Raw genomic sequence first — 13016 nt, forward strand, 5'->3', positions numbered from 1 at the left:
TAGCCGAAAAACGGTTTATCGCTTAACGACGGTCTTCATCTTACTGTCGGCATATTGGGGAAAAACCTTACCCTTTCCTCACATAAAATATCCAATTCGCCCGCCGCCATGATTTCGATCAAATAATCCGGCAATAATCGCCGCGAGCGTTCATCCAGGTGTCACGCCACGCTGCGCAACGACGTCGCGCGGCAGACCAACGCCATCAGCCGTTGCGCGCGGCGAAACGATTCCGTTTATCCTGCTCCATTCAACCGGTATTCGAATTCGATGAAAAAGGCATTACACGAACTGAATCGGCTGTCCTGGAATACCGCGACAGTCGCGCATAACAGCCACAAAGGCGATCAGGCCGCGTTTTTCCGCGCGGGCGGCTCGACGCTCTATCCGGAAGAACGCGAACTGCTCGGCGACGTCGGCGGGCTGCGGCTCCTGCACCTGCAGTGCAACGCGGGGCAGGACACGCTGAGCCTCGTGCGCGAGGGCGCGGATGCGACGGGCGTCGACATCTCCGACGAAGCGATCGCCTTCGCACGGCAACTGTCGGCCGACGCGGGCCTGCCCGCGCGTTTCGAGCGCGCCGACGTGCTCGACTGGATGCCCGAAGCCGCCGCGCGCGGCGAGCGCTTCGATCGCGTGTTCACGTCGTATGGCGCGATCTGCTGGCTGTCCGACCTGAACGCGTGGGCGCGCGGAATCGCCGCGCTGCTCGCGCCGGGCGGCCGTTTCGCGATGGTCGAGTTCCATCCGTTCGCGCTGTATTTCGACGAACAGTGGAAGCCGCACTATGACTATTTCAAAAGCGACGCGACCGAGGAACCGGCAGGCGTCGGCGATTACGTCGCCGTATCCGGCACGGGGCTCGGCGCGCAGCATGACCATCCTGGCGTCGTCGATTTCGCGAACCCGCATCCGAGCTACGAGTTCATGTGGGGCATCGGCGAGGTCGTGAACGCACTCGTGTCGGCGGGGCTCACCATCGACCGCCTGACCGAATATCCGTATTCGAACGGCTGGAAGGGCTTCGACGGCATGCGCGAGCTGGACGGCCGCCGGATGGTGCCGCCCGGTCACATGCCGAGCCTGCCGCTGATGTATGCGATCGCCGCGCATCGGGAGGCCGCATGACGCGCCGCACCGCCGCCGAACGCGACGCGCTTTCCGCACGCCCGCTCACGCGCGACGAAGTGCCGCTCGTGTGGACCATCGACCGGCGCGAGATCATCGAGCACCTGTATGTGCTGCGCGACGGCGCGCTGCATCTCGTTCCGGAGTTCTACGACGTCGGCGGCTGGCCGGAAGGTGAAGCCGACCACTACACGCCGATCCTGATCGACTGCCACGATCGCGGTGGCTGGTGCCTCGGCATGTTCGACGGCGAACGGCTCGTCGCGGCGGTCGTCGTCGACAGCCGGCCGCTCGGCCCGCACGGCGACATGCTGCAATTGAAGTTCCTGCACGTGAGCCGAGACTGGCGCGGCTGCGGGCTCGGCGAGCAGCTCTACCGCGCGGCCCGCGAGCAGGCGCGCGCGATGGGCGCCGCACGCCTGTACGTGTCCGCGACGCCGTCGCAGCGCACGATCGACTTCTACCTGTGGCTCGGCTTCACGGTCAGCACATCGCCCGACCCGGCGCTTTACGCGCTCGAGCCGGAAGACATTCATCTGGAAGGATCGGTGGCCTGACGCGCCGGCACGCGGGTGAAGCGCGGGATGTCCCACCTTGCCTCGGCTGCCATCGGCCATCGCGCAATTACGGAGAGCAAAATTGCAGGACGAAGCACAACCGCCAACCATACCGAAGATCCTCGTCAGCATGTGCGTGGTCGGCCATCCGGTGCGTTACAACGGCTCGGCCAAGACCGCCGCGCACGTAGCACTCGAACGGTGGCAGCGCGAAGGGCGTCTCGTGCCCGTCTGCCCCGAACTGGCCGGCGGCTTCAGCGTGCCGCGCCCGCCCGCCGAAATCGCCGGCGGCGCATCGGGTCAGCAGGTGTTGTCGGGCGCCGCGCGCATCGTCGACGTGAACGGCACGGACGTGACAGCGCCGTTCGTCGCCGGCGCGCAAACCGCGCTGGCCCTCGCGCGCGCGCACGGTTGCCGCTTCGCTATCCTGGCCGACGGCAGTCCGTCGTGCGGCAGCACGTTCATCCATGACGGGAGTTTCGGGAACCGGCGGCACGCGGGCGCCGGTGTCACGGCGGCGTTGCTGCGCGAGCACGGGATCGAAGTGTTCGCGGACACCGAGATCGACGCGCTCGAGGCGCGTCTCAGGGAGCTGTCGCAGGCCGGTTAACGACGATGCGCGGCACGAGCATCCTCGTGCCGCGCATCGTTTCCAAAGCGACGAATCGGTCGATCGGCAAAGCGGTCGAGCGGCGAAGCGGCTCGTGGCCGCCGCTTCGCCACGAGACATGAAACGCGGGTCAGACGCGTTCGATCGCGATCGCGATGCCCTGGCCGACGCCGATGCACATCGTGCACAGCGCGAAGCGGCCGTTCGTGCGATGCAGCTGGTACATCGCGGTCGTCACGAGACGCGCGCCCGATGCGCCGAGCGGATGGCCCAGTGCGATCGCGCCGCCGTTCGGGTTCACGCGGGGATCGTCGTCGGCGACGCCGAGCATGCGCAGCACCGCGAGACCTTGCGACGCAAACGCCTCGTTCAGCTCGATCACGTCGAACTGGTCGATCGTCATCCCGAGCCGGGCGAGCAGCTTCTGCGTGGCGGGCGCGGGGCCGATGCCCATCACGCGCGGCGCGACGCCGGCCGTCGCGATGCCCAGCACGCGGGCGCGCGGCGTCAGGCCGAAGCGCTTTGCGGTTTCCTCGTTCGCGAGCAGCAGCGCGGCGGCACCGTCGTTGACGCCCGACGCGTTACCGGCCGTCACCGAGCCGTCCGGACGCACGACGCCCTTCAGCTTCGCAAGCGTTTCGAGCGACGTCTCACGCGGATGCTCGTCGCGCGACACGACCACCGGATCGCCCTTCTTCTGCGGAATCGTGACCGACACGATTTCCTCGGCGAGCGTGCCGTCCTGCTGCGCACGCGCGGCCTTCTGCTGGCTGCGCAGCGCGAACAGGTCCTGGTCGGCGCGGCTGACGTTGTAGTCGACCGCGACGTTCTCGGCCGTCTCCGGCATCGAATCGACGCCGTACAGCTGTTTCATCAACGGATTGACGAAGCGCCAGCCGATCGTCGTGTCGTAAATGTCGGCCTGGCGCGCGAATGCGCTCGCGGCCTTGCCCATCACGAACGGCGCGCGCGTCATGCTCTCGACGCCGCCCGCGACCATCAGCGCGGCCTCGCCGGACTTGATCGCACGGGCGGCCACGCCGACCGCATCCATCCCGGAGCCGCACAGGCGGTTGATCGTCGAACCCGGCACGCCCTGCGGCAGCCCCGCGAGCAGCGCGGACATGCGGGCGACGTTGCGGTTGTCCTCGCCGGCCTGGTTCGCGCAGCCGTAGATCACGTCGTCGATCGCCGTCCAGTCGACGTCGCGGTTGCGCTCCACGAGCGCCTTGAGCGGCACCGCGCCCAGATCGTCGGCGCGCACGCCGGACAGTGCACCGCCGTAACGCCCGATCGGCGTACGGATCGCATCACACAGAAAAGCTTCGGTCATCAGTGTCTCCGCTCCCAGGACAGGCTGGGGAATGAACAGGGCGCGCCCCTTGCATTGCCCGCCGGGATGCGCTTAAATGTTCTATATACGAACATAAGATCGTGTATCGAACGTTCAACGCATCATAGGGAGTGCGGGGACGACCTGTCAAGCGCCCGGCCCGCCGTGCGGTTGGCGTGTCGGGCCCCGTGCGCTATCTTCTCGGCTGCACGATATTCCAGGCGCTCATGACTACCGAAGACACTCAGACGAAACCCGGCGACTCCTACGTACAGTCGTTCGCGCGCGGCCTCGCGGTGATCCGCGCGTTCGACGCGGCCCGTCCGGAGCAGACGCTCACCGAGGTCGCCTCGGCCACCGGGCTCACGCGCGCGGGCGCACGCCGGATCCTGCTCACGCTGCAGACGCTCGGCTACGTCGAGGCCGACGGCCGGTTGTTCCGGCTCACGCCGAAGATCCTCGAGCTCGGCTTCGCGTACCTCACGTCGATGCCGTTCTGGAATCTCGCCGATCCCGTGATGGAGCAACTGTCCGAGCAGATCCACGAAAGCTGCTCGGCGGCCGTGCTCGACCGCACCGAGATCGTCTACGTGCTGCGCGTGCCGACCCGCAAGATCATGACGATCAACCTGTCGATCGGCAGCCGGCTGCCCGCGTACTGCACGTCGATGGGCCGCGTGCTGCTGTCCGCGCTCGACGATGCCGCGCTCGACGAAACGCTCGCGCAAAGCGGCATCCGCGCGCATACGCCGCGCACGATCACCGACCTCGGCGAACTGAAGGCGGCGATCGCACAGGTGCGCCAGCAGGGCTGGGCCGTGGTCGACCAGGAGCTCGAAGTGGGCCTGATGTCGCTGTCCGCGCCGATTCGCAACCGGCGTGGGCAGGTCATCGCGGCGATGAACATCAGCGGCAACGCGCAGCGGCATACCGCGAAGCAGATGGTGAAGGAGTTTCTCGAGCCGCTGCAACAGGCCGCGCAGACGGTGTCGGAGCTGGTGGCGCGGCGCGGGTGAGCGCCGAGCCGCGCGCGGCGCCCGGTGTCGGCCGGCGCGACGGCGTTGTCCAGGACAGCCGCCCGCTCGCAGGCGCACCGGCGCGACGGCGGCGTGCCGTGCTTCAGCCGTTGCCGGCGAATGCGTCGCCCATCGGCTTCATCCGGATGCCCGGAGCGAGCCGGGTCCAGGGCAACTCGGCCGGATCGGCCGTCATCGGGCCCGGCGCCGTGGCAACGAGCACCGCCTCGGCGATCCCCTGGAAATCGGCGCGAAAGTGCACCGAGCTCTTGTTGACGAGGATACGCATCGCTTCCGGCTCGACGCCGCCCACGCGATAGAGATTGCGGTCGAGCATCTGCGCCTTGCCGCTGCTCACCACGATCAGCACACCATCGATCCGCAGGCAGGCGACGGGGCCGATATCCGCGCGCATGCCGTTCATCATCGGGCCGTCGTACCGGCATACGCCGTCGGACAACTTCACGACCTCGAAACGCGCGTGGACCGGCTCGTCGCCGGGCACGCCGGAAACACCGCCGAGCGCCAGCTCGACGAACGCCCCGACCCCGGCGCGATGAGCCGCCGCCGCGGCAGCGGGGTCCCAGATCAGGCCGATCGCCGCCTCTCTCGCGCCATTGCGCAGCAATGCCCGCAGCATGCCCGTCGTGTTCGAGTCGCCGCCCGCGCCGGGGTTGTCCTGCGTATCGGCGATGACGACCGGCTTGTCGGCCCCGTCGGCAAGCCGCATCGCTTCGCGCACGGCGGCGTCGGGCGACAGGAACGGCACCTGCCACGCGGCCTCGTCCGCCAGCATCCTGTCGTAGAGTGCCTCCACGGCGGCCTCGGCCGACGCGGCGTCGTCGCCGTAACCCCAGATGACCGGGCCGCATTCGGGAAAATCGGCCGCCGGAAAACCCGGCGCGAACGACAGCGACGCCACGGCCCCGGTTTCCAGCGCCGCGAGCTCCGCATACATGCCGCGCGCAGGCTCGAGCAGCGTGCACATGCCGTTGATCGGGATCAGGAACGGCAGCCGCCGCACTGCGCGATGCAGCGGGCGGCTACCCGCCGCCCGCGAGACGAGCAGGCGCTCGAGCAGCACGGCCGCGCGTTCGCCGGTCTCGGCCATGTCGACATGCGGATAGGTGCGGAAGGCGACCAGCGCGTCGGCCTCGTGCAGCATCTTCGCTGTCACGTTGGCATGCAGGTCGAGCGACGCGACCACCGGCACGGCCGGGCCGACCGCGGCGCGCACGCGCTCCAGCAACGTGCCTTCGCCGTCGTCGGTATGCTCGGCGACCATCGCGCCGTGCAGGTCGAGGTACACCGCGTCGTAGCCTCCGCTGCGAACTGCCGCGAGGATTTCGCCGGCAATGCGCTCGAACGCATCCTCGGTCACGTGGGCCGACGGGCTCGCGCCCGCCCAGATGACCGGCAGCAGGGTCCAGCCGCGTCGTTCCGCCGCGACGATGAATCCGCCCGCGGGAATGTTGACGTCGCGCAGGGCAAGCACGTCGTCGCCCCGCACCATGGCCGGGAAGCCCTCGCCGCGCTCGAAGTTTGCGTAAGCGGCTTTCGACGGCGCAAATGTATTGGTTTCATGCTGAAAGCCGGCAATCAAGATCCGCGTGTTCAAAAACGTGTCTCCGGAAACAGGTAGTCAAGGCACGGGCCGCGCCACGCCGCGACGGAGGTCGCGAGCGCCTGCGGGCCCGCGATATCACGCCGTCGCCAACGCGTCGTGCGGCGCGGGCAGCCGGTTCGCCACGAGCACCGCGGCGCCCGCGACCAGCAGCGCGACCATGACCAGCAGGCCGGCTGCCATGCTGCCCGTCGCCGAGTGGATCGCGCCGATGATGGTCGGGCTCAGGAAGCCGCCGATCAGGCCGATCGTATTGATCAGCGCGATGCCGCCCGCGGCCGCGTCGCCCTTCAGGTATTGCGACGGAATCGCCCAGAACACCGTGTACGCGGCCCAGATCATCGACGTGGCGATCGTCATGCCGACCAGCGAGACGACGAGATTGCCGTTGGCCGTCGTCGCCACGGCCAGCGCGATCGCGCCGATCAGGGCCGGCACGGCACTGTGGAAACGGCGTTCGCCGCGGCGGTCCGACCGGCGGCCGATGACGATCATCGCGATCGCGGCGCAGACGTACGGGATCATCGAGTACAGCCCGATCTGCATCGTGTCGGTCACGCCGTCGGCCTTGAGGATCGACGGCAGCCAGAAACTCACCGCGTAGATCCCGCAGATGATCGTGAAGTACGCGAACGCCAGCAGGTACACGCGCGGGTCGCGCAACACCTGTCCGAACGAGTGATGACCGGCGCCGGGTGCGTGCAGCTCGGCGGCGAGCAACCGCTTCTCGTCGTCGGTCAGCCAGGCTGCGTCGGCCGGCCGGTCGGACAGGACCTTGAGTGCGAGCGCGCCGAGCAGCACGCACGGCAGGCCTTCGACGATGAACATCCACTGCCAGCCGGCCAGGCCGTGGGCACCGGACAGCCCGGTCATCAGCCACGCCGACAGCGGCGAGCCGAAGGCGCCGCCGATCGGGCCCGCGAGCATCACGACCGCCATCACGCCGGCCATGCGGCGCTGGCCATACCAGTAGGTCAGGTAAAAGATCATCCCCGGCGCGAAACCGGCCTCGAACACGCCGAGCAGGAAGCGCATCCCGTAGAAGGTGGTCTCGTCGTGGACGAACATCATGCCCGCCGAGGTCAGGCCCCACAGCACCATGATCCGGCTGATGGTCTTGCGTGCGCCGATCCGCGGCAGCAGCAGGTTGCTCGGGATCTCGAACAGCACATAGCCGAGAAAGAAGATGCCCGCGCCCAGCCCGTACACCGCATCGGAGATCCCCAGGTCGCTCTGCATCGAGAGCTTGGCGAACCCGATATTCACGCGATCGAGATAGGCGAACGTGTAGCAGAGCAGCAGAAACGGCAGCAGGCGCCAGTTCAGCTTGCGGTACAGGGCCTGATGCGCCGGGCTGTCGGGCGCGACCGGGTCTTGAGGGGATGGAATGGCGGACATGCGCTCTCCTTTAGGGCGTATTGCTTCGAATCCCGCATCGATGATCGACTCCGTTCGAATCGTCGAGGAGCCGAAAAAGCAGCGCAATAGCAACCTAAGCGAGTTATCGTTGCTCAACGAGCAACGCTTCCACGGCAAACGGACCGACACCATGCGCGAACTGAACCAGCGCCGCCTGCGCTATTTCCATGAAGTCCTGACGCACGGCTCGATCCGCGGCGCGGCCGACAGCATCAACACGTCGCCGTCCGTCATCACGCGGCAGATCCGGCTCCTCGAGGAAGAAATCGGGGCGCCGCTGTTCGAGCGCCAGCCGCGCGGCGTCCGGCCGACCGAAGCCGCGGCGCACCTGCTCGAATACTGGCGCGGCTGCCGCTCCCAGCAGGAACTGTTCGAAGACCGCCTGCAGGCGCTGCACGGCCTGCAACACGGCCAGATCCGCATCGCCACCAGCGAAGGTTATATCGACTGCCTGATGGACGAGGTGCTCACCGACTTTTGCGCGCGCTATCCGAAGCTCGACGTCACCGTCGATATCCTTCCGGTCAGCACCTTGCTGCAGGAAGTCGCCGAGAGCCGCGCGCATATCGGCCTCGCCTACAATCCCCCGGCGCATCCGGACATCGAGTACGTCGCCACCGCGCCGCAGCCGGTGGTGGCGCTCGTGCATCCCGGGCACCCGCTCGCCGTGCGGGGCCGGCCCGTCGCGGTACACGAACTCGCCGGGTATCCGCTCGCGTTGATGCCGCCGGCGTTCGGTCTCGGGCAGGCCGTGCAGATGCTCGCCTATGCGGAGAACATCCAGCTCCACCCGACGCTGACCACCAACTCGCTGGCCGTGCTGCGCCACTTCGTCAGGCGCAACGACGGCGTCACGCTGCTCGCCGCGTTCGCGGCCTATCAGGAACTGGAGGCGGGAGAACTCGTCGCCGTTCCCGTCGCCCATCCGCTGCTCGAGGCAGCCAACGCGCGGCTGCTGGTCAAGGCCGGACGCACGCTCGGGGTGGCAGCCGATACGCTGCTGCGCGGCATCCTTCGGGACATGAAGATGTTTTCGGACGCGGGCGGCCGCAACCGCGGGACAACGGCGCGCGGCAAGTCAGGCAAGCGTGCTGCCGTGCGTCGCGGCGGGCCGTGAACGGCCCGGCTGACGATGCGGCCTGCGTCCGCCGGCCGTCTCCGGGCGGCCGGCCCGGTGCAGGCCGGGATCGAGCGACGAGCGATTATCTGAGGAAACCGAAGTTTCTCGACGATCTCATACAGGTCGGGTTCGTCGCGCGCGACGCGCGCCGCTCGTCACGCGCCGAGCAACATCCCCTTGCGCACCGGCACGGCACCCGTCACGCGGCCGAGCGGCGCGCCGGCCGTGACGAAACGGATCGCGCGGCGCATGTAGAACACGCCGTCGGTCCCGCTCGAGATCGTCGTGATCGCATCTGTCAGCGGATCGACGATGTCGAACAGCGGATCGCCGGCGCGGATCGTCGCGCCGATCGCCGCGCGGTGCACGAGGATCCCGCTCACCGGCGCGTAGAACTGCTCGCTGCCCGCGAGCGGCGTGGCCGGCGCGGCGAGCGGCGGCAGCGGCACGCGTTCGCCGCATACCGCGCCGCGCCACACGAGATAGGCGACGAGCGCATCGGCATCGCGCTCCGCATGGTCGTACGTGACGTCGCGCTGCCCCCGGCACTCGACCGTCACGGCCAGGGTGCCGGCCGCGATCGGCGTGCCGGCCGGCAAGTGCTGCCGCAACTGCGACCACAGCAGATGATGCGCATCGTCGAACGCGTGCCCGCCCGAATCCTCGGCGAGCAGCGACACCTGCGCGCCGAGATAGCGCGCAAGCGGCTCGACTTGCGGCCACGCGGTATCGCTCGTGTACACGTGCATCACCGCTTCGAGCGAGCAATGCAGGTCGATCACCACCTCGGCATCGAACGACAGCTTCAGCAGCGCCAGCTGAAGCGCATCGAATTCCGTACGCGGTGCGATATCGTCGAGCGCCGCGCCGACACATTCGCGCACGATCGCGCGATTGCGTTCGCCGTCGTCGCCGAGCCGGTCGCGCGCACGCGCGGCGATGTCCGCGAGCGGCAGGAAGCCGCGATTGAAGTTGCGGCCGCTCGCAAGATCGAAACGGCCGATGAACTGGCCGAGCAGATGATGATTGAGGCCGACCGGGTTCGCGACCGGCACGAGCACGATCTCGGCCGCGAGCCGGCCTTCGGCGTCGAGCTGCGCGAGACGCTGCTTCAGCACGAACGCCGCGAGCATCGCGGGCGTCTCGTCCGCGTGCAGCGCGGCCTGCAGGTAGATCTTGCGGCCGGTGCCGGCCGGCCCGAAATGAAAGCTCGTCAGCGTGCGCTGCGTGCCGATCGACGGCGACAGGAGTGGCGTGGTGCGAATCTGCATCGAGGGTCTCGAACGGATGAAAACGGCGCCGCGGGTGCAACGGCGCGGTGGCTCGGCGTTCAGTCGCCGTACGGGTTGAAGTCGAAATACTGCTTCGCGATCCGGTCGTACGTGCCGTCCTTCAGCATCGACGCGATCGCGCCGTCGATCGACGCCTTGAGCGCCGTATCCGACTGCCGCATGCCGATGCCGACGCCGCGATCGCCCATGTCGAGCGGCGCGCCGACGAACGCGAAGCCCTTGCCGCGCGGCTGGCGCAGGAAGCCGTAGTCGGCTTCCACGGTGCCGAGCAGCGCCGCGTCGAGGCGGCCGTTGACGAGATCGGCGAACACGTCGTCCTGGCTCTTGTACGGCACCACGCTCACGCCGGCCGTCGCCCAGTGCGCGAGCGCCCACGATTCGAACTGCGTGCCCGACTGCACGCCGACACGCTTGCCGGCCAGCGACGCGGTCGTGCCGCCGAGGCCGCTCCCGGGCCGCGCGACGAGCCGCGACTTGAAGCGGAACAGCTTCGACGAGAACAGGATCTGCTTCTCGCGCTTTTCGGTGATCGCCATCGACGACAGGATCGCGTCGATCTTGCGCGCTTGCAGCGCGGGAATCATCCCGGAGAATTCGAGCTCGACCCACTGGCAGTGCAACTGCGCGCGGCGGCAGATCTCGTTGCCGAGATCGACGTCGAAGCCCTTCAGGCTGCCGTCGGGCGCTTTCGAATCCATCGGCGGATAGGTCGGATCGATGCCGAGGCGCACGACGTGCGCGTCGAGTGCAAACGCGGACGTGGCGGCCCAGCCAACGCACAGGGAAACGAGCGGGACGAGAATACGTTTCATGGTCGACGGAGGACAGGAAGGAACGCAAACGGCATCAGCCGGACTGCCTGCGATCGTAGGCGGCACGGGCCGCCGCCGGAACCATCGACTGCCTTATCATGATCGGTATTTCCGATCACCGGCCCCGCGCGTGCCCATGGCGTTCACGCTCTCCCAGCTCCGCATCTTCCAGGCCGTCGTCGAGCACGGCAGCCTGCGCGCCGCCGCACGCGCGCTCGATCTCGCGCAGAGCGGCGTCACGCAGCAGCTGCAGAGCCTCGAGGCGACGCTCGGCGCGACGCTGTTCACGCGCACCAATCGCGGGATCGTGCCGACCGCCGTCGGCCAGCGGCTGCTCGCGCGCTCCGGTTCGATCCTCGGCGAATGCGAGCAGGTCGAGCGGGAGATCCGGCAGTTGAGCGGCGCGTACGAAGGCACCGTCACGCTCGGCCTCGTGGCCGAACCGCTGATCGACGCGTTCGCGCCGGTGCTCAGCGCGTTCCGCGCGCGCTTCGACAACGTCGACGTGCACCTGCGCACCGGCACGTCGCGGATGATGATCGGCTGGCTGCGCGAAAGCGCGGTGGATTTCGCGATCGCACTCGTCGCGAAGCAGACCGACACGACCGATCTCGCGGTCACGCCGTTGCGTGCTTCAGCGCCGGTGGTCGTGTGCCGCAATGGGCATCCGGCGATGCACGCAAAATCGCTCGCCGAACTGGCCGGTTACGCGTGGGTGTCCACGCGCTCGCCGAACCTGAGCGCCGACCCGGTCGTGAACCGGCTGCTCGCGTACTTCGACGCGCACGGCCAGCCGCCGCCGAGGATTCTCGCGACCGTCGAAGGGATGTTCGAGACGCTGCAGATCGTCACCCAGACCGATTCCCTCGCGCTCGAAACCGAAGCCATCACACGGCACGGGCCGTTCGCCGGCGCGCTTGCGAAGGTGCCCGTGCGCGAGCAGGCCGAATCGCAGGACATCTGCCTGCTGCAGCGCGCGGCCGTGCCCCTGACGCCGGCCGCGCAGGAACTCGCGACGATGCTCGCGTCGTACCTGAGGATGGTGCGCGGGCGGTAAGCGCGTACTGCAGCCCGCCGCCCGCCTTGCCGTGCCGCGCGTCAGTCCAGCGACTCCCGCGCCGTCTCGCGCAGCATCGCGACCGCGATCAGCGACAGCACCACGCACGCGGCCACGTAGCCGGCCGGCGCGAGCTTGCTGCCGGTCGTCTTCACGAGCCAGGTCGCGATCAGCTGCGCGGTGCCGCCGAAGATCGTCACCGCGAGCGCATACGCGATCGAGATGCCGGTCGCGCGCACGTGACGCGGCAGCGACTCGCACATCAGCGCCATTTCCGACGCCGAGCCGAGCGAATAGAACAGCAGCATCAGCGCGGTCAGCGGCAGGATCACCGACAGCGTCGGGTGATGGTTCATCAGCCAGAACGCCGGGAACAGCAACAGGACCAGCACGCCGCGGCCGACGAAGATCGGCAGGCGGCGGCTGCCGAGCCGGTCCGACAGCAAGCCGAACAGCGGGCACGTGACCAGCATCACGCAGCCCGACGCGACGCCGACGAACATCGACAGCTTCATCGGCAGCCCGAGCGTGTGGATCGCATAGGTCGGCATGTAGAACGTCAGGATGTAGGTCGACACCGTCCCGCCCATCACCGTGAGCATCAGCAGCAGCACCGTGCGCGTGTGCTTCGAGAACAGCTCGTGCAGCACGCCGCGTTCGATCCCGTGATGGCGGTCGCCGGGCGCATCGTCCGCGAGCCGGCGGCGCAGGTACATGCCGACCGGCGCGATCAGCACGCCGACGAGGAACGGCAGCCGCCAGCCCCAGCTTTCGAGCGCGTCCTTCGTCATCGTGTTCGACAGCAGCGCCGCGAAACCCGAGCCCATCAGCGCGGCGCCGCCCTGCGTCGCGAGTTGCCAGCTCGCGCGGAACGCGCGGCGCGACGTGCCGCCCTGTTCGAGCAGCCTCGTCGCCGCCCCCCCGAATTCGCACCCCTCCGACAAGCCCTCCCACCCCCCCCCCAACACCACCCCGCACCCCCCCCGCCACGCCGCCACCCCCCCACACGTGCGCGCACCCCCGATCACGCCGGCGCCCACCGCCCCCC

At 68.5% G+C, this 13016-nt stretch carries 11 protein-coding genes and 1 pseudogene; 6 read left to right on the plus strand and 6 right to left on the minus strand.

Annotated features, from left to right (window positions below):
- Positions 1 to 270 precede the first annotated feature (270 nt).
- From FOZ70_RS31785 to FOZ70_RS31795, 3 genes are all read left to right on the plus strand, one after another.
- Complete coding sequence (locus tag FOZ70_RS31785) at positions 271 to 1128, plus strand: class I SAM-dependent methyltransferase (protein ID WP_059591006.1); 858 nt, start codon at positions 271 to 273, stop codon at positions 1126 to 1128.
- A complete protein-coding gene (locus FOZ70_RS31790) occupies positions 1125 to 1685 on the plus strand; it encodes a GNAT family N-acetyltransferase (RefSeq protein ID WP_219707527.1) in 561 nt (186 codons plus the stop codon). Before FOZ70_RS31785 ends, FOZ70_RS31790 begins: the two co-directional genes overlap by 4 nt.
- Before the next feature lie 130 nt (positions 1686 to 1815).
- Complete coding sequence (locus FOZ70_RS31795) at positions 1816 to 2295, plus strand: DUF523 domain-containing protein (RefSeq protein WP_124626796.1); 480 nt, start codon at positions 1816 to 1818, stop codon at positions 2293 to 2295.
- Between the two features lie 130 nt (positions 2296 to 2425).
- On the opposite strand, the gene pcaF is transcribed toward FOZ70_RS31795, so the two are convergent.
- On the minus strand, positions 2426 to 3628 hold the full coding sequence (pcaF, locus tag FOZ70_RS31800) for a 3-oxoadipyl-CoA thiolase (RefSeq protein ID WP_027790454.1): 1203 nt from the start codon (positions 3626 to 3628) through the stop codon (positions 2426 to 2428).
- A 227-nt stretch (positions 3629 to 3855) separates the two neighbouring features.
- On the opposite strand from pcaF, the gene FOZ70_RS31805 reads away from it, so the two are divergent.
- A complete protein-coding gene (locus FOZ70_RS31805; RefSeq protein ID WP_059487748.1) occupies positions 3856 to 4644 on the plus strand; it encodes an IclR family transcriptional regulator in 789 nt (262 codons plus the stop codon).
- Between the two features lie 103 nt (positions 4645 to 4747).
- Here FOZ70_RS31805 and FOZ70_RS31810 read toward each other — a convergent pair whose 3' ends face one another.
- Positions 4748 to 6262, minus strand: coding sequence for a M81 family metallopeptidase (locus tag FOZ70_RS31810; protein ID WP_219707528.1), 1515 nt, complete (start codon positions 6260 to 6262; stop codon positions 4748 to 4750).
- Between the two features lie 84 nt (positions 6263 to 6346).
- A complete protein-coding gene (locus FOZ70_RS31815; RefSeq protein ID WP_059648954.1) occupies positions 6347 to 7666 on the minus strand; it encodes an MFS transporter in 1320 nt (439 codons plus the stop codon).
- Between the two features lie 151 nt (positions 7667 to 7817).
- On the opposite strand from FOZ70_RS31815, the gene FOZ70_RS31820 reads away from it, so the two are divergent.
- Entirely contained in the window at positions 7818 to 8804 is a 987-nt protein-coding gene (locus FOZ70_RS31820; RefSeq protein WP_042972733.1) for a LysR family transcriptional regulator, read from the plus strand.
- A gap of 158 nt (positions 8805 to 8962) precedes the next feature.
- On the opposite strand, the gene FOZ70_RS31825 is transcribed toward FOZ70_RS31820, so the two are convergent.
- Together FOZ70_RS31825 and FOZ70_RS31830 are read right to left on the minus strand one after the other, a co-directional pair.
- Positions 8963 to 10078, minus strand: a complete 1116-nt coding sequence (locus tag FOZ70_RS31825) for a succinylglutamate desuccinylase/aspartoacylase family protein (protein WP_219707529.1) — start codon at positions 10076 to 10078, stop codon at positions 8963 to 8965.
- 59 nt (positions 10079 to 10137) lie between these two features.
- Positions 10138 to 10911, minus strand: a complete 774-nt coding sequence (locus FOZ70_RS31830) for a transporter substrate-binding domain-containing protein (protein ID WP_219707530.1) — start codon at positions 10909 to 10911, stop codon at positions 10138 to 10140.
- A gap of 136 nt (positions 10912 to 11047) precedes the next feature.
- Between FOZ70_RS31830 and FOZ70_RS31835 the strand changes: the two genes are divergently transcribed.
- Positions 11048 to 11968 carry a LysR family transcriptional regulator gene (locus FOZ70_RS31835; RefSeq protein ID WP_060050973.1) on the plus strand — a complete coding sequence of 307 codons (921 nt, stop codon included), beginning with the start codon at positions 11048 to 11050 and terminating at the stop codon, positions 11966 to 11968.
- Positions 11969 to 12009: 41 nt separating this feature from the next.
- Here the strand turns inward: FOZ70_RS31835 and FOZ70_RS31840 are convergent.
- A pseudogene (locus FOZ70_RS31840) lies at positions 12010 to 12918 on the minus strand (MFS transporter); the annotation flags it as partial.
- Positions 12919 to 13016: the final 98 nt, after the last annotated feature.

Origin of the sequence: Burkholderia sp. COPS, assembly GCF_019425585.1 — a bacterium.
Lineage (GTDB): Bacteria > Pseudomonadota > Gammaproteobacteria > Burkholderiales > Burkholderiaceae > Burkholderia > Burkholderia cepacia.